This is a genomic window from Streptomyces sp. NPDC031100 (assembly GCF_055570785.1).
The window spans coordinates 373,336-396,205 of sequence record NZ_JBVIGN010000010.1; the positions used below are offsets into that span (position 1 = coordinate 373,336).

Here is a 22,870-nt window from a genome sequence, read left to right on the forward strand (position 1 = left end):
GCCGACCACTTAGGGTCCTGCTCTGCGAGGAAGGCGTGGCCTTCCACCGCATAAAGACCTGGAACAGCGACGAGAAGGCCGCCACCTGCGCCGGGCCGCCGCCTTCATCGCCGCATCGGGTATCGACCGCATCGAACGGGTCCTGACCGACAACGCCTGGCCCTACCGCAAGAGCTTCGCCTGGCGCCAGGCACTTGCCGACCTCGGCGCGGTCGGCAAGCTCACCCGCGCCTACCGGCCACAGACCAACGGCAAGGTCGAACGCTTCAACCGCACCCTGCTCGACGAATGGGCCTACCAGCGGCCCTACACCAGCAACACCGAACGGACGAAAGCCCTGGCAGACTTCCTCCACACCTACAACCACCACCGCTGCCACACCGCACTCGGCGGCCAGCCACCCATCACCCGCGTGAACAACCCTGCGGGTCAATACACCTAGGGCTCAGCGCAAGGGTCACAGACTCAACGGCGCGCCCACCAGGCCTGTGATGTCTGTCAGGATGGCGTCGGGATCGGTGTGAAGAGCGCGGGCGCGTTCCACGTAGCTGATGTTTTGGGCGTGGGCAGTAGTCGGCGTGACGGCCGTCAATAGGCCGACAGCTACACCCGTCGCCATCGTTCGCAGCACCTTGATCATGCTCTTCTCTCCGATCTCAGGTTCAACCTGGATCAAGGTTCGATGCCGGCCAATCGCGGGGCGAACCACGCGGGCTGAATGGCTGACGGCCGCTCGGTGTAGCACGAGGCCCCGCTGCTGAGAAGCCGACGGGGCCAAGCGGAACCGTCTCCGGAGACGTCACCCTGATGCGTCCCCGGCGCCTGCGGGAGGGGCATACATCATCAGCCGTGAATGAATGAACTAACCATGGCACAATCCGCGATACAAACAGAGCCTCAAAGGGGGTTTGAGCGGATGCTCGGTGCTCCATCCGCTTGTCAAGGATTCGAGTTCCGACTGCGACAAAAGGGGGTGGCGGACCGGCCTCCCCCTCCCGCCCCGAAAGGCGGGAGGGGTTGCGCCAATCGCCGTGAGTGAATGAACTGTCCGATGGGTCCGTCGGCAGGCAGCGCGTCCGCCTTGATCCGGAAGTAGCTCTCACCGGAGATCACGTGGACATTGCCGCTGTCTGGGTCCGGCATCACGTCATCTACTTTCATTTCTGTCTTGCCAGCGAGCTTCTGAGCCAGTTCATCCAGGGCGGGGTGCTGAGGAACTCGCGGTCATGGTCAGCGGGATCGTCCCAGAAGAAGAACTGGGCTGACTCTGCTGTCTCACCTGCCAGCGGTCCGCAGGCGGTGCGTACACCATGAGTCTGTCCGGGTGGCAGAACGTGTGCGGGTTCGTGAGATCGATGACGATGAAGGCCGGAGGTCGCTGCAAAGCCCGGCACCGGGATCGGTGTTCCGGGCCCCGCCCCCTTGTCGATCTCGCGGGTCAGCCTTCGGAGGGACGCGGGGCGCGCAGGTGCGCCCGTTGCTTCAGCTCCTCCTCGTCGACCAGCGTGAGCATGGGCTGACCCGGCGCGCACAGCATCGTCACCACGAACCTGGTCGGTGCGTCCGACAGGGCGTTGCCGTCCTGGTAGTGGATCACGTCACCGCCTGGCTCCCAGAACGTCCCACCGGCCTCGACCACACGCTCCGGCTCACCCTCGAGCTCGAACCGGAGCGCGCCCTCCATCACGTAGCCGAACGACGGGCCCGAGTGGCGATGCGGAGGGAGCCCGGGGTGACCGGGAGGCCACTCGACGAGAATGGTCATTCCCGAACCGCCTTCGGGAAAGAAGGGCGGAGTGACTTCCTGCAGCAACTTGACTTCGGACGGCAAGGAGACCTCGTGGGCGGTCCCGTGCTCTGGGTTCTTCTTTGCCATGTACCCACCTCCGTAAGCCCCCCGGAATGGACGATCTTGCGTTGACCACCGCATTCCGGACCGGTGTACCGACCCCCGCGTTCGGCGGTGACCAAGTTCGCCGGTTCCCGGCTAACACAACTCGCTTCGCAATGAGGACAAGCCACAGCCCGTATCCGTGACAGGCCGTGTTCCTTCTACCTCGCCCAAACGGTCTCAAGACCACCCTGCCTCCCGTCGGCGGCCACCACAATCCGGGGCGTGGTGGACGCCGTCGCCTCTGAGACGGCAGTCCCGAAGGATCTTCCAGGTCTTCCTGCGGGCGAAGACGTGCTCGACGCGGGCGCGGACCTTGCGGTGAGAGGCGTTGTGTTCCTCCTTCCAGGCGGGTAGTTCGCTCTGGCCTTTCTCTCGGCGGTGTGGGATGACCAGGCCGGTGCCGCGGTAGCCGCGGTCCGCGATGACGGTGGTCGTACCGACGGCGGCTTTCGCCCCGGACAGCTCCCATGCCTTGCAGTCGTTGCGGTTGCCGGGCACCGGCTTGCCGACGGTGACGACCAGGCGGGTGTCGGCGTCGATGACGACGTGGTGGTTGGTGGAGTACCGGTGGTTTTTCGACCGCTCGGCGACGGTGTGATCGCGAGTGGGCACCAGGGTGCCGTCCACGATCAGCACGGTGTCCTTGCGGAACCGCTTGCGCTGCTGGAGCGAGAGCGAGGGCCCAAGGTGGTCGACGATGCGATCGGCAGCCGACTTCGACACCCCGAACAGCGGTGCCAGCTGCCGTAGCGTGAGGTTAGTGCGCCAGTACGCGGCGACCAGCAGGATTCGGTTTCTCCAGCGGCAGGCTCCACGGCCGGCCCTTGCGAACGGGGTCTGCGCCCTCGCGTCGTAACTCCGTGACCAGCTTGACGAACTGTCGCGGGCTCAGTCCGCTGAACGGGGCTATCCAGGACGGCTCCGACGCCGTGATCACACCAGCCGCAGCGAGATCATCTCAACTGCCGGCCAATCGCGGTGACCGGTGAGCCAGGAGTGCGGGCCGAGGAAACGGCTTTGCGCCCCGTGTGATCGGCGTGGAAGCTGGCTCGCCGGAGGTACTGAAGATGACCAACATTGTGTTGAAGCTGTCAGCCCGTGACTTGGTGCATGCGGATCTGGCATCGTGCGGGTGGGCAGGGTCTGACCACCACCTGGCTGGTGTCGCCAAGCAGTTGGAACGTGCACGCATCGGTGAGGTCGACTACCTTGCGGTCTGCCCCGCAACCAACATCCCTGTGGCGAAGGGTGGCGTCGACTACCAGGTCAAGGACGGTGTCGGCACTTTGTGGCAGCTGGCAGTCCACCCCGCATTGCAGTCGTGCGGGATCGGCACGTTCCTTGTCGAAGCCGCAGAACTGCGAATCAGGAGCCGCGGTCTGCGGCAGGCCGAGCTGGCGGTGGAGGAACACAACCCCCGGGCACGGGCACTATACGAACGACTGGGATATGTCGAGTACGACCGCCAGCCGGACTCGTGGGACGAGCAAGCCCCTGATGGATCGTTGCGCCGCTACGAAACTATCTGCACGTTGATGCGGAAGGAACTCGCGTAGGCTCAGTCACCTTCACGGGATCTGCCGGCGAACGCGTCGTCGCAGGTCATGTAGTCATCGGTTCCGGGTGCGTCCTCCAAAGCCGTGGGCCACAGCGAAGGCTCCGTCCGGATCGACGGCATGGAACGATGACCACCATGTCAGGTCAGGTCTGGGTTTCACTCATATCGCTGGGCGGCGTTGTCCTCGGCGGCATGCTGTCCTACCTCGTTCAGTACAGGACTCAACTGTCAGCGGAACGCGGTGAACAGCAACGGCAGCAGAACGCCCTGTCGGAGGCTCGGCGCGCGGAACGGCTGGCGCTACTGGAGCGGTTCGTGGAGGTGGGGGCCGAGGCCGAACGCTCCGCGTTCAGCCGGCCTTCCGAGTTCGACGACACCCACCCCTGGTACCTCAAGACTCAGGATGTCATGAACAGGCTGTGGATCGCCGAGCGACTCATCCGCATCCAGTTCCCTCTGCCCGTGCATGACGCGGCACGTGCGTACTTCCTCGACCTCAACCGAACGGTATGGGAAGGCTTGCCCGACGGTGAGAGCGTACGGGACTACCTGGAGGAGAACCGGCTGGCGTTCCTCGACACGGCCCGAGCGGTCATGGGGTAGCCCGCCGGTCCCGAAGATCCTTTACGGGACAGCCCCTAGCCTCAGGCGGACCTACGCTCCTGGCCGTCAAAGCCGGCGACCAGCGTCGGCACCTGGACCTGCGGGGGACCGGCCGCAGGACATACGCGGGACGGCCCCGAAGTGAAGCGGCGGGCGATGCCCGGAGGATCAGGCCACGTTCGCGAGCTTCTGGCGCACGACGATCGCGTTGAGCCGGACCGCGAACGGTGCGGTGTCGGTGAGGCCCAGGGTCCCCACACAGGTCTTGCCGAAGCCGACGGTGACGTCGGTGCAGAAGGCAAGGGCGTACAGGTACGCGCCGGCTTCTTCGTCCTGGAGGGCGAAGAACAAGTCGCGGTAGTAGCTTGTGTGGTCCGGACTCTCCTCGTAGTAGGCCAGTCCCGGTTCGCCCTCCTGCGCCGCGAGACCGGTGAAGGCATCCACGAGATCGCGCTCGATGGTGTCCCAGAACGACGCCTGAGCCGCCTCGGGCGGGAGCGCCTGGCGGACCGCCTCCTTGAGGGAGAGCACCATCACCAGGATCGGCGCCTCCTCCTGGAGCCCCCAACCCCGGACCATCTTGACGATGTCGCTGTCGGGAAGCCTTGCGGCGGCATCGCGTATGTGACCGAAGTCGTAGTTGACGGTGGCGGGCGCGATCGCCTCCTGGAAGGCGCGGCCCAGGGCCTCCGCCTGGGCACGGTGAGCCTCTCCCACCTCGGTGACTGTCCTGAAACAGGCTGCCAACTCTGACTCCTTAAACATTTTGTTGCACTGGTGAGGCGTCAGTATGCCGTAGCGGTGCGCCACAGCAACCCGCGGGGCGCCGGTGCGGCAGGCGCCACGCGTGACAGCGCCGGGAACAGCAATTCCTCCAGCCGGAGCGCGACCTCTTGCACGGCTCCGAACTCTGGCCACAGTCCCGGGGGCCGCTCCAACCGTCGGCCACCACTCAGCGCTGCGGACCACAGAAGTTGAGCCAGAACCCGAGTTACCGCAGCAGGTGGCCAGCGGAAGGGGGAGATCCCAAGATCACTCCCTGTTGGATGTTCGTGAGAACGGACATCGGTACAGCCGCTCGGCTTGTCGGCAGGTTCGGGGATCCACCACTATCGATGCTCGGTCGGCCACCCGATGGGCTGGAAGAGAGAGTGTCAGTTTCGTTGTGTAAGCCCTGGTGCCGACGCTGTTGATTGATGCCCAACTGCGGCGCCAGACCGCGATCAGTGCCGGGTAAGCCGCGTTCGAACAGTGCAACGCGCTACGGAGAGCGCGCGGTTGACCGTGCGCTGGGTCGGTGACAGCTCACCGCTGGGCGGGCATCTGACGGGCGTGGTCACCCACGGTCCGCCGCCCAGGTAGGTGCGGTCCGCGACGACCGGGATGCTCTGGCGTTCGCAGATCCGAAGGATGCGACGGGTGCGGGCCGCGGTCAGGTCGTACGCCCGGGCGGGCAGCGTGGGCGAGATCCACAGCAGCCGCCCGGCCGGGTCGGTCACACCTGCACATTCACCCCGTGCCTGCGGTGCTTGTGGGAGTAGTCGGCCCGGCTGTCGCCGACCCGGTCGCATTCCGCGAGTGTGCCATCCAGCAGGACGTAGTCCCGGGGGGCTTCGCGCAGCGCACGTAGCAGCCCAGGCGCGCGATCGGCGAGCAGGGCGATGACCGCTGCTACATAGGCGTGGGCGGTGCCGAAGCCGCTGGCGAGCTGCGCGAAGGTATCGTGCCGGCGCAGGTACACCAGGCCGACCAGGGCACGTCGGTGCAGCGGGAGCTTGCAGCGACGGTCACCCTCGCGGGTGACGATGAGCATGGTGACCCACTCGACCAGAGCGTGGGGCAGATCGAGTGCGGCAGGAGCCGCGGCGCCGACAGGCGCGGCCGCTGGCCGAGCACTACGGCGACTTGGTCCGCGTCGCCCTGATGGAAGCCAAGGCCGGCGGGCCTGCGCTCCGTCCAGCTCATGTCCGCCACCCGCCTGACCCGCTCGCAGGTCGGCCGCCGGATCAGGCACGTCCGCGACGCCGGCGCCGGTGAGAACCCGACCCCGATCACCTGGACCCGCGGGGACGGCTACATGTTCTCCGACGGCCTGCCGACTGATCGAGTACGACAAGCGCCAGTTCCGGCAGATCCTCGGCCGGCCAGCCGGGTGATCACTGGCACGCTCGACCCGCACCTGGCCCGCTACCCCGACGGCGAAAGGCCCCAGCTCGCCACCGCCCAGCTCACCGGCGTCCGTGCCACCCGCGCCCAGCCCTCCACATGTTCCCCAGTCACCCCCTCTGCCGAGCCGTCATGCCGGCTGCTGCCGCTCCCCGTCGTCGCCGCTGCCTCTCCGACACATCCGTTGCCGAGTGAGCCCTGGCTGCCGGTCCCAGCCTGTCAGACCAAGACCGGCCGGCACCCCGAGGGGTGGCCGCGGCGGGAGATCGTCGACAGCAGCCGCCACATCGTCGACAACGGCGCGAAGTGGAGGGCTCTGCCTGCCGATCTTCCCTGGGAGACGGTGTACGGGTCCTTCCGGAGGTGGAACCGGGCCGGGGTGGCCATAGCCCACCTGGCGGGTGCAACTGTGCCGATCACCGGTCGACGCGGTTTCCGATGGTTCGATCGTGCCAGGAGGCGTATGACATGACTGCAGAGCGACAGCAGGACACCCGCTCCCGACTCACCGCGTCCCGGCGCCGTGTGCTGGCCGCGGCGGCCCTTGTGCCCGTAGCCACCGGTGTGCCGGCGCGGGCGCGCGCCCTGTCCGCGGGACCGGAGGACCGCGTCCTGGTCGATCCGGTGATGACCAAGCTGACGGACTGGGCGGACGTGGGTGAGACTCTGGGCCGACCCGGTGACATGAGGCGATTCATGTACCACACGGGCTTGCCGCGCCGAGACCTCAGGGTCTTCTCCCGCGGCATTCTGATCAACCCCGCGCTCGCCCTGGGCACGCACGTGTCCTTCGTCCGGTACGCCGACCACAGCACGCTCATGATGGGCGATGCCGTGGTCACCGAGCGCGAACTGCAACACTTCAGTGACGTCCTGCAGAAGCACGGGATCATGCAGACTGCCATCCACAAGCACCTGCTCGCCCACGAGCCGGATGTCTGGTGGGTTCATCTGCACGCCCACGGTCACGATCCGGTCGCCGTCGCTCGCGGTCTGCGCGCCGCATTCGACTGCACCGGTACTCCACCCGCCGAACGTGCCACCCCTTCGCCGCCCGTCGACCTGGACACCACCGCCATCGACGCCGCAATGGGCGTCAAGGGCGCCGCTGACGGCGAGATCTACAGGTGCACCTATGTCCGCCGCGAGACCGTCGCCGACGGCCCTATGGCCCTGCCTCCGGGACTGGGATCCACCACCTCCGTCAGCTTCCAGCCGCTCGGCGGCGGCAGGGCCGCCCTCAGCGGCGACCTGGTCATGATCGCCAACGAGGTCCAGCCCGTCCTCGCGGCCCTGCGACGCGGTGGGGTCGAACTCGTCGAGGTGCACCACCACAACCTCGCCGACGAACCACGCCTGTTCTTCGTCCACTACTGGGCCGTCGGCGATGCCGTCAGGCTGGCCAAGGCCGTTCGCCTGGCCGTGGACACCACCAACGTCGTACCCGTGCCTGGTGGAGCCGGCTGATGACCGCGGGGCGCCAGCCCGAGACCTTGACCGACGGCTTGCACGAAATGCTCCGTGAGAGCCTCAGCCGGTGACGGTGGCCCGCACAGCGGCCGGCCCAGACTGTGCCCTCCGGCCGCTCGCCCTGCACGCCCTGTCCGTCCGCCTGACGCAGCTTCAGCGCCGCAGCATGCACACTCGCCCCCGGTCCGCCTCCAGCGATATGCAGCCCGCACCCCGGTAGCGAGCGTCGCACCGCCCGCAATGGCCGGCCCGTGACGCCCTCCGTCCCGCGCCGCAACCAAACGTGGCTGAAAATGTGTCTCTCAACGCGGCCGAGGTGCTCGGAGCGCGTGGGATTCCGGCGGTGCGGCGGGGCTGGGGGACGGAATGAGCGCATGGGCGGTGCCCGGGTACACCGAGTCGTTGGAGCTCGGGTCGGGGGCGAGCGGGCGGGTCGTACTGGCCGTGCACGAGGAGACCGGCGTTGCGGTCGCGGTGAAGTATCTCAGCGAGTCACTGCGCACCCGGCCGGGCTTCGTGTACGAGTTCAGGGCCGAGGCGCGACTGCTCGGCGGGCTGGAGAGTCCGTACGTCGCCGAGTTGTACGAGTACGTCGAGAGCCCGGACGGCGCCGCCATCGTGATGGAGCTGGTGGACGGAGCCGCGTTGCGGACCCTGCTGTCCAGGGAGGGCCCCCTGGATCCCGAGTCCGCGCTCGTGGTCCTCAAGGGATCACTGCTCGGCCTCGCCGACGCGCACCGCGTCGGTGTCGTCCACCGCGACTACAAACCGGAGAACGTCCTGGTCGTGAGGGACGGCTCGTCCAGGCTCGTCGACTTCGGCATCGCGGTGGACAGCGGTACCAGCGTCGGCATCGCGGGAACTCCCTCGTACATGGCCCCGGAACAGTGGACCGGCGCGCCGGCGTCTCCCGCCGCCGACGTGTACGCGGCCACGGCCACGTTCTTCGAGTGCCTGACGGGCCACAAGCCGTACGCGGGTGACAACCTCGCCGAACTCGCGCTGCGGCATGTCGATGCGCCCATCCCCGTCGACGAGGTGCCCGAGGCGGTGCGGGATCTGGTACGGCGTGGTCTGGCCAAGGCTCCGGAGGAACGGCCCGCCCACGCCGAGGCGTTCGTCGGGGAACTTGAGGCGGCCGCCGGCGCCGCCTACGGCCCCGACTGGGAGGAACGTGGCCGCGGTCGGCTCGCCGCGCTGGTGGCGCTGCTGCCGCTGTTGCTGCCCTCGGCGCGCAGCGCCCCGCACACCACCACGGACACCGCGTGCACGGTCCTGGGCCGGGAGCCGGGCCGCGGCCGGGCTCGGTCATGGCTCCCCGGCCGGCCGGGGATGCTGGTGTCCGCTGCGGCCGTGCTTCTGGGCATCCTGTCCGCCTACGGAGCCCAGGCCATCCAGGGAGCGGCCCCACAGCAGACGGCACAGGCCCTGGCCACCACCAGCGCCCGGCCCGGCATGACGCCGCAGGGACCCACCTCGCCGGCCTCGTCGGCTCACCCGTCGCCGTCCCCGGCGCCCAGCCTTTCCGCCAGCCTGTCGCCCCCTGCCCCGACGATCGGGGGGACGCCCGGCACCGGCGAGCCCTCGGCGTCCGTCACCACGCCGTCGGGGGAGACGGCCTCCGGCGCCTCCGGTGGGGCGACCACGGATCCGACGCCCACCAACGCTTCCCCGACCGCGCCGTCCGCTCCCGCCGTCAAGGACGTCGCGGTGTCGGCCTTCCGGCAGACGGGTCCGTCCACCGCCACGGCAACCATCGGCATCACCACGGACGGCACCGGGCCGATCTCCATCACCGTCTCCTGGTTCACGGGCGATGTCGCGGGGGTGCTCGGTGCGCCGGACGGTGCGCCCCAGACCTTCGAGCGCAGCGGCGCCACCCAGTACACCCTCAGCGTCGATCACGCCTTCCAGGGCAAGGGCTGCTACTGGGCGGTCCAGGCCACGACGACCCCGGCCGCCGCAGACGGCGGCGCCTCGCAGCAGCTTCTGACCAGGCAGTGTGATCTTCGATGACCGCTCACGACGACCGCATTCCCGCGGCTGCCGAGGATGGCGAGCCCACCCGTGTGGCAGGTCCCGACGAGGAACCCACTCGCGTGCTCGGCTCCGGCGACGAACATGCCCCGACCGTTCGCCTCGCCGCGACCGGGGAACGTCCTCCGATCGGTGAACCCGGTTCCGACGACGCCGAGTACAGCGCCACCGTACTGGCCAGCCACTGGATCCTCAGGCCCGAGCCCGACACTGAGCCCGAGGACGCAGACCTCGTGGAGCCGCCCGGCCCGGCCGGCGTGCCTTTCCCGTCGGTCCGGCCGGATCGTGTCGACGGCACGGTGCTGCGTTTCGGCCCGGGAGTCACGGCCGCTGTCGCTCACCGCACCCATCGGACGCTGCCCACCGTGTCACCATCCCCCGCGCCGCCGCGCCGGCGCCTGCGCAGACACGCCCTGCCCGCGCTGGTGCTGATCTGCGTCATCGCCTTCCTCGCCTGGCAGCACCTCGGGCCGGCCGTCCAGATACGCACCGTGGCAGTCACCGCCAGGCCGGCGGCCGTCGGGTGCGACGGCACCGCCGACGTCGTCGGTTTCGTCACCACGAACGGCCGACCGGGCACGCTCTCCTACCGCTGGAACCGAAGCGACGGCACCACCTCGGCCGTGCTGCGGGAAACGGTGGTCCGAGGCCAGCGGCAGGCACGGTTGCACCTGTTGTGGACTTTCCAGGGCACGGGTCACTACAGGGCACGAGCGGATCTGCGCATCCTCTCCCCCACCTATCGGACGGTTGCCGCCTACCTCGCCTACGACTGCCCCTGAGCGGCCACGGGTGAGGACGCTGTTGCGGCGGGCCTGGCCGGCTCACCAGGCCATCTCGTCCATCAGCGCGGTCATGTCCGGCTCCCGGGCGCGGCCGAGGCTCTGTTCGGCCCAGATCACCTTTCCGTCGGCCGCATAGCGTGTCCCCCACCGGTCCGCGTACTGGGAGACCAGGAAGAGGCCGCGGCCTCCTTCTTCGGTGGTGGCCGCGCGCCGCAGCCGGGGTGAGGTGTTGCTGTGGTCCGACACCTCGCAGACCAGGGTCCGGCCGAGCAGGATCCTGACGCCCACGGGTGGAGCGCCGTAGCGGATGGCATTGGTGAGGAGTTCGCTGAGGATGAGTTCGGTGGCGAAAGCCGATTCCTCCAGTCCCCATTCCTCCAGTCGGCGGCTGACGTCCTTGCGTACCCCGGAGACGGCCATCGCATCGAACGGCACCTGCCAGGTCGCGACCTTGGACGGGTCGAGGACCCGGGTCCGGGCGACCAGCAGCGCCACGTCGTCGCTGGGATGCTCGGGCAGCATGGTCTCCACCAGCCTGCGGCAGGTCTCCTCCGGCGTCCGGCCCGCCTCGGCGATGGTCGAACGCATCAGCTCCAGGCCCTCGTCGATGTCCCGTCCGCGGTCCCCGATCAGCCCGTTCGTGAACAGGATGAGCCTGCTGCCCTCCGGCAGGTCCAGTTCACCGGCTTCGAAGGGCTGCCCGCCCACCCCGAGGGGCGGCGACAGGGGAAGGTCGGGGAAGGTCACCCGGCCGCCGGGATCCACCACGGCCGGTGCGACGTGGCCGGCGCGCGAGACGGTGCAGTGGCCGCCCACCGGGTCGTAAATGGCGTAGAGGCAGGTGGCACCGGTCAGGGGTGCACGGTCGTCGTCGGTGTTCGGCGTGTACGTGTCCAGTCGGGTCACCATCTCGTCGAGGCGACCGAGCAGTTCGTCCGGGGCAAGGTCCAGTGCGGAGAAGTTCAGCACGGCGGTCCGCAGCCGTCCCATGGCCACCGCGGCGTGCAACCCGTGTCCCACGATGTCGCCGACGACCAGGGCTACCCGGAAGCCGGGGAGGGGGATCACGTCGAACCAGTCGCCGCCGACGCCGGACTGCGCAGGCAGATAGCGGGAGGCGATCTCCAGTACGTCCTGGTCGGGCAGGGCCAGGGGCAGCAGACTGCGCTGCAGTGTCTCGACCATGGCGTGCTCGCGGGAGTACCGGCGTGCGTTGTCGATCGCGACAGCCGTCCGGGCGACCAGTTCCTCGGCCACGGCGACGTCCTCCTCCTCGTACGGCGCGGAGCCGGCGCCGCGCCAGAAGTTGGCCATGCCAAGGACGACTCCCCGGGCCCGCACAGGCACTGAGATCATCGAATGGATGCCGTAGCCCAGTACCTGCTGGGCTCCCTGCGGGTCCTGGGCCCGCCAGTCCTCGGCGGCGTGCAGATCCGGGATCAGGACGGCCTTGCCGCGCCGCAATGCCGCCACCATCGGTGTGTCGGCCATGACGAAATGGATCAGGTCTCCCACCGGCTGCAACGGATGCCCGGCCTGTCCGCCCAGTGCCGTGCGTCGCATCCGGTCGACGGCACCCGTGGGCTCCTCGCCCCGCAGTACCGAGTCGAGGATCTCCACGGTGACGAAGTCCGCCAGGCGCGGGACGGCCACCTCGGCGAGTTCTTCGGCGGTGCGCCGCACGTCGAGCGTGGTGCCGATCCGCATGCCGGCCTCGTACAGGAACGACAGCCGGCTCCGCGCCACCTCGGCCTGGCCGGACAGGGCCGTCAGCTCCGTGGTGTCACGGAGGGTGGCGACCAGGCCCTGCCCGCCGCCGTGGGGTGCGGTGGGCCGGAGGTTCACCGCCAGCAGCCGGTCCCCGGCCTCGACCACCTCGTCGGACACGGCTTCACCCGACTCCAGCAATCGCGTCAGCCTGGGCCCCAGCCCCAGTTCCGTCACCTTCCGCCGTTCGGCGTCCTCGGTCAGGCCGAGCAGGCGGCGTGCCTCGTCGTTGGAGAGCAGCAGCTGCCCGTCGCCGCCGACGATCAGGACTCCTTCGCGCACCGCGTGCAGCACGGCGTCGTGGTGCTCGTACATCCGGGTCATCTCGGCCGGGCCGAGACCCCGGGTCTGCCGTAGCAGCCGCCGGCTGACCAGAGCCGTGCCGCCGGTCGCGAGCGCGAGTGCCGCCGCCGCCGAACCGAGCAGCAACGGCACCTGGCGGTTCAGCATGTGGCCGAGCGTTGCGTACTGGACCCCGGCGCCGACCACGCCGACCACGCGTCTGCTCGCATCGAACACGGGGACGATCGCGCGCACGGCGTCGGTCGGCCGGCCGTGGTAGACCTCGGTGAACGTCTCCCCGGCGGCGGCCCGGCCGACGCCTTCCGCCTTCGTACCGATCAGGGTGGGATCGGTGTCGGCGAGCCGGACCCCCTGTTTGTTCAGGACGGTCATGAAGTCGACGCCGGATCCTTGCCTCGCCTGCTCCGCCGCCGCCTTCAGCCGGGGGCCCGGATCCGGTGACCGTAGCGCCAGTGCCGTGCCGGGGGCGTGCGCGAATCCCTCCGCCGCGGCCAGTGAGCGGTTCGTGGCGTCGCGCTGCGCGTCGTACTGGCTCTGCACCACCAGGGACGTGGCCGCCGCCGCGACCACGAGCAGCATGATGAGGGCCTGCAGGAGAAAGACCTGCGCGGCGAGCGTGCGGACGCTCAGGGACCGCAGGAGGCCGCGTCTCTGTGATGGCCGGGGTCCTGGACGAGGGGACGGATCGGATGACCGCCGGTTGCTCGGCGGCGACGCCGCTCTCGCCCATGACCAGCGGGAACGTCCCCTCATATCCCCTTTCTAGCATTGTGTCTCGCTGCTCGGCGACCGGTGGGTGACCTACTGCCCGGTCTCCGGCAGGCCGGCGAGCATCGTCCGATCGCGTCTTGGACGCACGGGGATCGCCCGTCGGCTACGCCTTGTGCTCCTGCTCCGGGGCGGTCCGGCAGCGTACGGCGAGGGCCGCGATGTCGTCATTGAGTCGTCCGCCGCTGTAGTGGAGCAGGTCGCGGTGCAGCCGGTCCAGCAGCTCACGGGGCGGCATCGGGCCGAGCTGCCGCATCCAGTCCGGCAGCGGGAAGAACGTGCCGTCGTGGTCGCGGGTCTCCGTTACGCCGTCGGTGTAGAGCAGCATCTGGTCACCCTCGCCGAAGGCTACGGTGTCGACGGCGTAGCGGTCTCCGAGGAGCGTCGCGAGGTTGAGGGGCGGCGACGGCGTGGTGCACTCGAGGACGTGGATCTCCCCGCTCCGCACCAGCAGGGGCGGGGGGTGCCCGCAGTTGAGGATCCTGACCTGCCCACCGCCGTACGGAATCTCCGCGATGAGTGCGGTGGCAAAGTTCTCGGGTTGATCCGGGGAGGGGGTCGCGAAGCTGTGGCGGGAGATGCTGGTGTCCAGGCGACGGATGATGCTCCGCAGGTCGGGCTGGTCGTACGCGTTCTCCCGGAAGCAGTTGATCACCGCAGAGGCGGCCCCCACCGCCGGGAGTCCCTTGCCGCGTACGTCTCCGATGAGCAGGCGGACGCCGTACGGCGTGTCGGCCGCCTCGTAGAAGTCGCCTCCGATGCGGGCCTGCTCCTGAGCCGCCAGATACAGCGACTCGATCTCGACGTTCTGGATACGGCGCGGTAGTGGGCGGAGCAGCACCTTCTGGGCTGCGTCGGCGACGAGCCGGACCTGGATGAGCATCTCCTCGCGCTGGAGTCGGAGATGGCTGGCATAGGCGGCCGCCAGAGTGACCGCGACGATGGCAGCAGCCGTGTACGACGTCCCCAGGTCGGTGTAGAAGAAGCTGAGCGTGATCATCACCAGCAGGCAGAGCGCCCCCAGCAGGATCGTCGGGAGGACGGGCCACATCGCGGCCGCGAGGGCCGGCGCCGCGGGCAGGAGGCGGCTGAAGGCGAACTCTCTGGGGGTGGCGAATGCCAGGCTGGCGATGAGGAAGGTGACGATCAACGGTGACAGCAGGACGGCTTCCCGTGGGCCACCGTACGGAGCGCGGCGGCGACGAAACCAGCCTGACCTGATCACAAGCCGTATCTTATCGGGATCAAAGGGAAGTCGTGCCGTGAAGGAGTGGGCGCTCACGCGCGGTGATCAGCCGCTGCAGGCTCACGGACGTCACAGGCGGCGGATGACTGACAGGACCACGGCAACGCTCGACGTGGTGGCGCATGTCATGACGCCGGCCTCGAAGCGGGCCATTCGGGTGGTGCCGGACTCGCGCCCCCGCCGGCCACGCGCGGGGCGCGGCCGGCCGTGCGGGCGCTGGCGCCTCAGGCCGGGGGCAGGGTCCACCTCTGCGCCGCTGTCCCGTTGCAGGTGTAGATCTGCAGGCGTGTGCCTTCCGAGGTGGACGAGTTGGGGTCGTCCAGGCACAGACCGGAGTTGGTGTTCGTCAGGGAGCCGTTGGATCCGATCGTCCACTTCTGGGCGCCGGTGCCGTTGCAGGTGTAGAGCTGGACGAGGGTGCCGTTGGTCGTTCCGCTGTTGGTCGCGTCGAGGCATTTGCCGAGGGTCCGCAGAGTGCCGTCGGCCGCGACGGTCCAGTCCTGGGCGTAGGTGCCGTTGCAGGTCCACAGACGGATCGCGGTGTGGTCGGCGGTGCCGGAGTTGGCGTCGTCGATGCACTGCGTGGCGGTCACGCCCGACGTGACGGGACCCACGCGGGGCTTCGTCGGTGCCGCCGTGTCGCCGGGGTAGGAGGGAGGGGCGGCCGACGCGGCCGTCGCCCAGGTGCTGGGGCTCGTGCCGAGCGTGTAGGTGAGGGTGCCACCGGAGGTGAGGGCGCTCGGGGGCGCGTAGGCGTTGTTCCACGCGGAATCGTTGAACGTGGCGGACTGGACGTAGGGCGCGTTGTCGGCGGCGCCGTTCCCGTTGATGGTCAGGGTCCTGCCGGACGGCAGAGTGATCACGGCCTGGGAGAACAGGGGTGAGCCGAGGGCGAGGTCGGACGTACCCGGAGTCATGGGGTACATGCCGAGCGCGGACCACACGTACCAGGCGCTCATCGCGCCGAGGTCGTCGTTGCCGTCCGCGAGGCCGGCCGGGGTGTTCGACCAGATCTGGTCCTGGATCGAGCGCACGGTCCCCTGTGTCTTGTAGGGCTCTGCGATGTAGTCGTACTCCCAGGGCAGCTCGATGCTCGGCTCGTTGCCGACCCAGGCGTAGCCGTTGGCGCCGGTGTAACTGCGCAGCACGGTGTCGAGGTAGTCGCCCATCACCTCGTTGCCGCCCTTGGCGGTGGCGAGTCCGGCCACGTCGAAGGGCACCATGCCCGTGTAGATCCACGAGTCCGCCTCGACCATGTCCGTGCCGCTGGTGGGGTCGAAGCCGCCGGTCCAGGAGCCGCTGGCGTTGCGGGGCTGGACGAAACCGGAGGCCGGGTTCAGCGTGTTGCGCCAGTCCTGCGCGCGATGGGCGTACGTCTGCCGGCTCCGGGTGTCGCCGAGGGCTCCGGCGAAGGCGGAGAGGGCGAAGTCGGCGGTGTCGTACTCCAGCGTCGTGGCCACCGGGCCGTAGAAGTTGCAGCAGCCATAGCTGCCGTCGTGGGGTTCGTAGCCCGGGTTGTCCAGGTAGTTCAGGCCCGGACGGTCGTTGTTCGCGGTGCTCGCCTGTTTCAGCAGGCCGGCCAGTGCTGTGGAGGTGTCGAAGTTGCGGGCGCCGAAGGCGTAGTAGTCGGCGATGATCGCTGCCGCAGGGTCACCGACCATGACGTAGGACTCGCCGTTGTTCTCGGACCACTTGGGGAAGAGCCCGGTCTGGACGTAGTCGTCGGTCATCGACTGGGCGGTGTCGGAGGCGACCTGAGGGCTCACCAGGGCCTCGAGCTGGGCCTGGGAGCGGTAGATGTCCCAGCCGGAGTAGTTGGCGTAGGCGGCGCTGTGGCCCGCGTCCACCGTGTGTGTCCTGCCGTCGAAGCCGTAGTACTGGCCGTTCGTGTCGCTGATGACGTTCGGATGGAGCAGCGAGTGGTACAGCGCTGTGTAGAAGATCTTCTGCTGGTCCGCCGTGCCGCCGGCGATCCGCACCTTGCCGAGCGCGCTGTCCCAGGCGGAATGGGCGGAGCTGCGGACGGAGTCGAAGTTCCACCCGCTGTTCTCGGCAGTACGGTTGGCGGCCGCGCCTGCGACGGAGACGTAGGAGATGCCGACCTTGGCCTGGACGACCGGGTTCGTGGTGGTGTCGAAGGTGACGTGCGCGTTCGAGGCGGCGGCGCCCGCAGCCGTGCCCGGGCCGTGCGGCGCCGTGGCGGCGGACGGCTTCGGCATCGAGCCGTGCAGGCGCGGCTTGTTCGGCTTGTCCGGGGCGTTCTTGTCCGCCCGGCCGGTGGAGGGCTCGGGCGTCTGCGTCGTGGGCGTGAGGGTACTGCCGCTGGAGGTGAAGGGCCGGTCGAAGACCATGTCGAAGTAGACGGTGTAGGTGTTCCCCGCGCCGCAGAATCTCCCGCTCGTGACCTGGCCGCTGACCTCGGTGCCGGAGACGACGTTGAACTGCGTCGAGGTACCTCCGTTCTGACTGCCGGTCAGTTTGAAGAGCAGGTTGGCCTGGGTGGTCCCGGGAAAGGTGAAGCGTGCCATGCCGGTGCGGGTGGTGGTGGTGAGTTCTGTGGTCACCTTGTTGTCGAGGGCTACCTTGTAGGAGCCGGCAGCGGCGGACTCGTCGGCGTGCGAGAAGGACTCCGTCGCCGTGTTGATGACGGCGCCGACCGTGGGCAGTACGGGTATGTCACCCGCGGCTCCGCAGCCCGGTCCCGCGATGTGGGTCAGGCTGAATCCCGTGATCGAGGAGTCCTTGTACTCGTACCCGCCACCAGGTGGCCGCGACGAGGTGTCGGGACTCCACTGCACCATTCCGAAGGGCACGTCCGCACCGGGGAAGTCGTTGGCGTCGTTGGACGTGCCGATGAAGGGGTTGACCAGATCCGCCGGTGCCGACACGAGTTCCGCAGCTCTCACGGGCGCGGCCCAGGTGACGGGTGCGGGTAATGCGTACGCGCCCAGGAGGGCGGCGGCGCCGGCGGCGGCGCTCAGGGCCTTGTGGATCCGGGGGCGGCGGGACGGTCGTCTGCGCTTGCCGAGCCGGCGGTCGTCGGCCGGAGTCGAGAACATCGCGATCTGCCTCCTGAGAGATGCATCGGGTTGCACACCGGGCCGCGCGGAAGGACGTGAGGATGGAGTGGTGACAACGTTGTCCAGCGCGATCGCAACGTAGCGACTGGGCGTGCTCACGTCAATACGGTGGTATGGGCCGGCATCTTCCAGAGGCGGAAATCTGACGCATTGTCATTGCTGCGGCATCAGGCGGCAGTTGGGGGCGCTGTCGTGCCCCCAACTGCGGGAGGACCTTGTCAGGAGGCGGGCCGGGCGCAGGTGGCGCCCATGGCCGGCAGGCGTCCGCTCGCGAGGTAGGCGTTGACCGTGGCATCCACGCAGGAGCTGCCGAAGACGCCGTAGACCGCGTGCTGATCGGCCCCACGCAGGGTCACCAGGCGGGAGCTGGGCCACATGTGACGTACCGATGCAGCACTGCGGTGGGTGGTGCGCGGGTCGCCGGTGGAGTTGACGAGGAGGGCCGGCAGGTCGTTTCGGATCCTGGTCGGACGCTCGCGCGGCGGGTCCCAGAAGGCGCACGGGCCGATGTCGTTCGCCACGGGGCTGAACAGCCTGTCCCGGGTCCCGGCGCGGCGCAGGTCGCGCCAGTAGGTCTCGGGGTCGCGCGGTGCGGGCACGTCGCCGCACAGGATCGATGTCTGAGCACTGCCGTAGGCGGAGTCGGACCCGGTCAGCAGGAAGTCCAGGGAGCCGGCCAGCCACGGCGACGGTGTCACCGTCCGGCCGGCGGCGGCACGCCGCAGGTCCCGTACGGCCTGGGCCAGCTCCCCGTACGCGGTGGGGTTGTCCTGCGAGAGACCGTTGAAGACGACGACGGGCAGCGCGTGCTCGTCCACCCGGTGGTTCCCGAGCCGCAGGGGCCTGGGGGTGGCGGCTGCCTGGACCTCGTTCACTGCGGCCAGTACGGCGCCGCGCGTGCGGCCCAGGCCGTATTCCGCATCGCGCGCGGCGGCCCAGCGGGCCCAGTCACGCAGGGCGTGCCGGTTGGCGTCCTCGGTGCCGCGCAGCAGCCGCGGACCGTAACGGCCGGGGTCCACCACGCCGTCGAGGACGACCCGGTCGGTGCGGCCGGGGAACATCGTGGCGTACACCTCGCCCAGATAACTGCCGTACGAGTAACCGAGGTAGGAGATTCGGCGCTCGCCGAGGGCGGCGCGGATCACGTCCATGTCGCGCGCGGTGTTCCGGGTGCTGGAGTACGGCAGCAGGTCGCCCGCGTGGGTGCGGCAGCGGTGGGCGAGGCCGGCGGCGAGGTCCACCATGCGGTCGAACGCCGCGCGGCCGGTGCCGGCCCCGCGGAACATGGTGCCGGTCGGCCAGTGGCAGTCCAGCGTCGTACTCCGGCCGACGAACCGGGGATCCACGCCCACCACGTCGTACCGTGCGCCGACCTCCTTCATCGCCTTGCGCACCCAGGGTGGGTCGCCGATCGTCTGCCCGCCGGGGCCGCCGCTGTTGAGGAGCAGCGCGCCGATGCGGTGGGCGGTGTCGGTGCCTCGGATCCGGGAGATCGCGACGGTGATCGTACGGCCGTCGGGCCGCGCGTAGTCCAGCGGGACGGTGACGTCGGCACATTGCGCACCGGCCTGTTCGAGTTCCTTGCCCGTGGCGTCGTCGGGACCCAGCACGCAGCTCTTCCAGGCGAGCCGCTGGTGGTCGTAGCGGCCCAAGGGGTCGGTGGCGGCGGGGCCCGCAGCGCTCGCGCCTGGGGCGGCGCCCAGGGTCAGCACAGCCGTCAGACACAGGGCGGCGGCTCTGGCGATCCGGGACGTCGGCCTGGCCACGCGGCCGGTGCGCGGGCGGTCTGCGCCGCCGGGAAGGATGAAGCCGGTCATTCGGGTGTCCCTTCGGAAGGCCTGCCCTCGCAGAGGGCCTTGTCGACGACGTCGAGGAAGTCCAGTTCGGCCTGGAGGGTGCCGGGGATCTCGTTCAGCGCTACGGCGACGCTCCTGCCCAGGGGGCCGACGGCGACCAGTGCCCGGTGGCCGCCGGGCACGGTCCCGGCGTGGCCCCACCAGTCACCGCCGCAGGTGAGGGGTGAGGAGATCAGGCCGAGCCCGTAGCGGGCGCCCGGCCAGAGCCGGTCGGGGTCGGCTGCCACCGTCCGCTGCATCTCGGTGCGTTGGGCCGCGGGCAGCAGGCGGCCGCCGAACAGCGCGGCGGCGAACCGGGTCAGGTCGGACGGTGTCGACACCAGGGCGCCGCCGGCGCCGCCGAAGGTCATGTTCCAGGCGGTGCCGTCCGCACGACGGCCGTCGTCCGCGGTGAAGTAGCTGCGGGAGTGCGGTCCTGCGATCCGGGTGTCGTCGCCGGGCCAGTACGTGTCGTGCAGCCCGAGCGGCGCGATGATGCGGCGGGTGACCTCGGTCTCGAGCGTGTGGCCGGTGACCTGGCGGACGATCAGCCCGGCGACGAGGTAGTTGGTGGTCGCGTAGTGCCAGGCGTTCTGCGGTTGCGGCATCCGCAGGGCGCGGCCGATCAGAGCGCGTGGCTCGAAATGGCGGTACCGCAGCCGTTCGGGATGGTCCCATTCGGGTGCGTCGATGTAGTCGGGCAGACCGCTGGTGTGCTGCAGCACCTGTCGTACGGTGATCCGGTGGCCGTCGTACCCGTTTCCACGGATCAGGCCGGGCAGGTAGCGCTCGACCGGCGCGTCGAGCGACAGTCGCCGCTCGGCTGCGAGTTGGAGGACCACGGTCGCGGTGAACGTCTTGGTGACGCTGCCGACGCGAAGCCGGTCGGTGGTGTTCATGGGACGGCCGGTGCGCCGATCGGCGAGGCCGTCCGTCACGGTCCAGCGGGCGCATCGTGCGTCCGTCGTGCCGCCGTCGACCAGGACCGCGGCACCCGCGATCCGGTCCTGGTCGACCAGTCGGTGCACCGACCGCCTCAACTCGTCGTGGGTGCCGCAAGGGCGGGGCGAGGCCCGATGTGGCTGGGCGGCCACCGGTGGGGCGGCGGCCAGCACGACGACCGCGGCCAGGGCCGCCAAGCCAGTGTTTCTGCGGAGTGCGGAACGCGATAAGCGGGCTGCGGAACGCAACAAGGAGAGCGCCATACGGCGTCACGCTAGGCGCCGTTCGCGCATCGAACACTCCGGCTGGCGGCCGGTTCCGTGGTGGGGCTGGCACCAGCGGAGAACGGGAGCACACCCCCTTGCCACCTGTGTGTCCCACCGATGACGCCCGGGACAGCGAGCGAGGGCGCAGGCTTCCGCAAGGGAGAATGCCCGCAACGTGAGGAGCAGGGATGGCAACAGGACACGAGCACGGACCCGTCGCCGCAGCGCCGGACGAGCCGGCTGGCGCACTGGTGACACGGCGCGTCCCGCACTCGCCCCGGGCCGCCGTGCTGTTCCTGCACGGCGGCAAGGAGGACAGCCGGGCACGGTCGCGGCCATGGCAGCCGGCGGCCCTGAGGATGAGGCCCTTCGTCCGGGCCGTCGCCGAAGCGACATCCGACGACGGCATCGTCCTGGCGGAGGTCCGCTACCGGGTCCAGGGATGGAACGGCCTCGACGCCGATCCCGTGCGGGACACCCAGCGGGCGCTGGCGGAGCTCGGCCGGCGCTTCGGGCGCATCCCCACCGTCCTGGTCGGCCACTCGATGGGTGGTCGGGCGGCCCTGCGCGCCGCGGCCGCACCCGAGGTCCGTGCCGTGCTGGCACTGGCGCCCTGGTGCCCCGACGGCGAGCCGGTGGCCCATCTGCGGGGCAAGGACGTCGTCGTCCTGCACGGAGACCGCGACCGGATCACCGACCCCGACGCATCGGTGGCCTTCGTGAACCGGGCCCGCGCGGAGGGCGCGCGAGCGGACACCGTTCTCATGGCGGGCGGCGACCACGCCATGCTGCGCCACAGCGGCATCTGGCACCGCACCGCGAGCTCGACCGTGGTCGCCCTTCTGGCACCGCGGCCGGACGTACGCTCGGACGTACGTCCTTGACCACCCTGACTGCCGTATCGAGCGGGCGGAGTGCCCAAGGCACCCGAGGCGAGGAGCCACGGAACAACTCTGACATTCCTGGCAGTCCGGGCAGTCAGCCGTACCTGCCGATATTCGTTTCGTGCCGTGTGCGAAGCGCCCTACTGTGGCGCGGTGACGACTCAGATGATCATTCTCAACGGTGGTTCCAGCTCGGGGAAGTCCGGGATCGTCCGGTGCCTGCAGGCCGTACTGCCGGATCCGTGGCTGGCGTTCGGGTGCGACTCGTTCGTCGACGCCCTGCCCGCGAAGATGCAGGGGGCGAACGGGGGCATCGAGTTCGCCGCGGACGGCGCAGTGAGCGTCGGGACGGACTTCCGGGCACTTGAGGCGGCCTGGACTGAGGGCATCGTGACGATGGCCCGCGCAGGTGCCCGGATCATCATCGACGACGTCTTCCTCGGCGGAGCGGCATCCCAGGAGCGGTGGCACAAGGCTTTGGGTGGACTGCCGGTGCTGTGGGTCGGCGTCAGGTGTGAGAGTGCGGTTGCCGCGGGCCGTGAGGTGGCACGCGGAGATCGCGTCCGTGGCATGGCCGCGTTGCAGGCGGAGGCGGTTCACGAGGGGGTGTTCTACGACCTGGAGGTGGACACGACCCGTACCGAGTCCCTGGAGTGTGCGCGGACCATCGCCGCCCAGGTCGGCTGATCGCCGGACCCGGTTCCCTGCGCCCGACCGGGACCGGGCGACAGGCATCAGACAGGGCCGCGCGGCCATCAGAGTGGTCTCCGGCCGTGTCGGGCGGCCGACGCGAGCATGGTTGGCCATGCTGGGCCGGGAACGGCACCTTCCCGGCGAACAAGGAGCACGTCATGCCGAGGGACTCTGTCGGACGATTCCTGGAGGCTCTGGACCCCGAGCACCGGGAGGCGGTCGGAGCCAAACCCCGCGAGGAGCAGGAACGTCTCGCGGCGGCCTGGGAACGGGAACTGGAATCGGACGACGAGCTCGACACCCTCGACGAGTTGTCCCCGCCCGCGGCAGAGGCGGAGGCCGCCCGCCGGGTCATGGAACGCGGTACCGATTAGGGCCTGTCTGGTGTTGTGATCTCCGTTGTAGGGTCTTGCTGCTGATGTCGTAATCTCACGGTCCGTGTCGTACCGATGTCGTATACGACATCACCGTGAGACTAACAACGGCTAACACAATGAGATGGGCCGGTCCTGGCTGCCGTGTCCAGCACTGGAGTTGAGCGTTTCGTCCAGTGTGGGGACGTCACCGTGGATC

Annotated in this window: 17 protein-coding genes and 3 pseudogenes; 10 read left to right on the forward strand and 10 right to left on the reverse strand. The window is 69.5% G+C overall.

All coding sequences use genetic code 11. The features are described from left to right. Positions 1-91: 91 nt before the first annotated feature. Positions 92-442 (forward strand): annotated as a pseudogene (locus ACZ5DS_RS28295) (integrase core domain-containing protein); the annotation flags it as partial. A 15-nt stretch (positions 443-457) separates the two neighbouring features. On the opposite strand, the gene ACZ5DS_RS28300 reads toward ACZ5DS_RS28295, so the two are convergent. The 3 genes and pseudogenes from ACZ5DS_RS28300 to ACZ5DS_RS28310 form a co-directional block, all read right to left on the reverse strand. Continuing rightward, positions 458-640, reverse strand: coding sequence for a hypothetical protein (locus ACZ5DS_RS28300; protein ID WP_468243731.1), 183 nt, complete (start codon positions 638-640; stop codon positions 458-460). Between the two features lie 798 nt (positions 641-1,438). Beyond that, positions 1,439-1,876: a cupin domain-containing protein gene (locus ACZ5DS_RS28305; RefSeq protein ID WP_468243734.1), complete on the reverse strand. Its 438-nt coding sequence runs from the start codon at positions 1,874-1,876 to the stop codon at positions 1,439-1,441. Between the two features lie 195 nt (positions 1,877-2,071). Next, a pseudogene (locus ACZ5DS_RS28310) lies at positions 2,072-2,831 on the reverse strand (transposase). A 130-nt stretch (positions 2,832-2,961) separates the two neighbouring features. On the opposite strand from ACZ5DS_RS28310, the gene ACZ5DS_RS28315 reads away from it, so the two are divergent. Both ACZ5DS_RS28315 and ACZ5DS_RS28320 read left to right on the forward strand, forming a co-directional pair. Further along, entirely contained in the window at positions 2,962-3,450 is a 489-nt protein-coding gene (locus tag ACZ5DS_RS28315; RefSeq protein ID WP_468243737.1) for a GNAT family N-acetyltransferase, read from the forward strand. A 128-nt stretch (positions 3,451-3,578) separates the two neighbouring features. Next, on the forward strand, positions 3,579-4,055 hold the full coding sequence (locus tag ACZ5DS_RS28320) for a hypothetical protein (RefSeq protein ID WP_468243740.1): 477 nt from the start codon (positions 3,579-3,581) through the stop codon (positions 4,053-4,055). A 168-nt stretch (positions 4,056-4,223) separates the two neighbouring features. On the opposite strand, the gene ACZ5DS_RS28325 is transcribed toward ACZ5DS_RS28320, so the two are convergent. Both ACZ5DS_RS28325 and ACZ5DS_RS28330 read right to left on the reverse strand, forming a co-directional pair. Next, a complete protein-coding gene (locus ACZ5DS_RS28325) occupies positions 4,224-4,820 on the reverse strand; it encodes a Type-2Aa cytolytic delta-endotoxin (protein WP_468243743.1) in 597 nt (198 codons plus the stop codon). A gap of 464 nt (positions 4,821-5,284) precedes the next feature. Next, positions 5,285-5,868 (reverse strand): annotated as a pseudogene (locus ACZ5DS_RS28330) (transposase); the annotation flags it as partial. Between the two features lie 264 nt (positions 5,869-6,132). Between ACZ5DS_RS28330 and ACZ5DS_RS28335 the strand changes: the two are divergent. From ACZ5DS_RS28335 to ACZ5DS_RS28350, 4 genes are all read left to right on the forward strand, one after another. After that, positions 6,133-6,693: a transposase gene (locus ACZ5DS_RS28335; RefSeq protein ID WP_468243814.1), complete on the forward strand. Its 561-nt coding sequence runs from the start codon at positions 6,133-6,135 to the stop codon at positions 6,691-6,693. Continuing rightward, positions 6,690-7,688 carry a DUF1259 domain-containing protein gene (locus tag ACZ5DS_RS28340; protein WP_468243746.1) on the forward strand — a complete coding sequence of 333 codons (999 nt, stop codon included), beginning with the start codon at positions 6,690-6,692 and terminating at the stop codon, positions 7,686-7,688. Before ACZ5DS_RS28335 ends, ACZ5DS_RS28340 begins: the two co-directional genes overlap by 4 nt. 369 nt (positions 7,689-8,057) lie before the next feature. Continuing rightward, positions 8,058-9,707 carry a serine/threonine-protein kinase gene (locus tag ACZ5DS_RS28345; protein ID WP_468243749.1) on the forward strand — a complete coding sequence of 550 codons (1,650 nt, stop codon included), beginning with the start codon at positions 8,058-8,060 and terminating at the stop codon, positions 9,705-9,707. Next, entirely contained in the window at positions 9,704-10,510 is an 807-nt protein-coding gene (locus ACZ5DS_RS28350; protein WP_468243752.1) for a hypothetical protein, read from the forward strand. Before ACZ5DS_RS28345 ends, ACZ5DS_RS28350 begins: the two co-directional genes overlap by 4 nt. Before the next feature lie 42 nt (positions 10,511-10,552). Here the strand turns inward: ACZ5DS_RS28350 and ACZ5DS_RS28355 are convergent, their stop codons facing one another. The 5 genes from ACZ5DS_RS28355 to ACZ5DS_RS28375 form a co-directional block, all read right to left on the reverse strand. Continuing rightward, positions 10,553-13,162: a SpoIIE family protein phosphatase gene (locus ACZ5DS_RS28355; protein WP_468243755.1), complete on the reverse strand. Its 2,610-nt coding sequence runs from the start codon at positions 13,160-13,162 to the stop codon at positions 10,553-10,555. Positions 13,163-13,457: 295 nt separating this feature from the next. After that, positions 13,458-14,501 carry a PP2C family protein-serine/threonine phosphatase gene (locus tag ACZ5DS_RS28360; protein WP_468243758.1) on the reverse strand — a complete coding sequence of 348 codons (1,044 nt, stop codon included), beginning with the start codon at positions 14,499-14,501 and terminating at the stop codon, positions 13,458-13,460. Positions 14,502-14,821: 320 nt separating this feature from the next. Continuing rightward, positions 14,822-17,656, reverse strand: coding sequence for a lectin (locus tag ACZ5DS_RS28365; protein ID WP_468243760.1), 2,835 nt, complete (start codon positions 17,654-17,656; stop codon positions 14,822-14,824). Between the two features lie 239 nt (positions 17,657-17,895). Continuing rightward, positions 17,896-19,494 carry an alpha/beta fold hydrolase gene (locus ACZ5DS_RS28370; RefSeq protein ID WP_468243763.1) on the reverse strand — a complete coding sequence of 533 codons (1,599 nt, stop codon included), beginning with the start codon at positions 19,492-19,494 and terminating at the stop codon, positions 17,896-17,898. Continuing rightward, positions 19,491-20,717: a serine hydrolase domain-containing protein gene (locus tag ACZ5DS_RS28375; protein ID WP_468243766.1), complete on the reverse strand. Its 1,227-nt coding sequence runs from the start codon at positions 20,715-20,717 to the stop codon at positions 19,491-19,493. Before ACZ5DS_RS28375 ends, ACZ5DS_RS28370 begins: the two co-directional genes overlap by 4 nt. A 191-nt stretch (positions 20,718-20,908) precedes the next feature. On the opposite strand from ACZ5DS_RS28375, the gene ACZ5DS_RS28380 reads away from it, so the two are divergent. The 3 genes from ACZ5DS_RS28380 (at position 20,909) to ACZ5DS_RS28390 (ending at position 22,671) form a co-directional block, all read left to right on the forward strand. Then, the gene (locus ACZ5DS_RS28380; RefSeq protein WP_468243769.1) at positions 20,909-21,604 is read left to right on the forward strand and encodes an alpha/beta hydrolase; all 696 of its coding nucleotides are present in this window, start codon (positions 20,909-20,911) and stop codon (positions 21,602-21,604) included. Positions 21,605-21,769: 165 nt separating this feature from the next. Then, positions 21,770-22,291, forward strand: coding sequence for a chloramphenicol phosphotransferase CPT (gene cpt / locus ACZ5DS_RS28385; protein WP_468243817.1), 522 nt, complete (start codon positions 21,770-21,772; stop codon positions 22,289-22,291). A gap of 164 nt (positions 22,292-22,455) precedes the next feature. Beyond that, complete coding sequence (locus tag ACZ5DS_RS28390; protein ID WP_468243772.1) at positions 22,456-22,671, forward strand: hypothetical protein; 216 nt, start codon at positions 22,456-22,458, stop codon at positions 22,669-22,671. Positions 22,672-22,870: the final 199 nt, after the last annotated feature.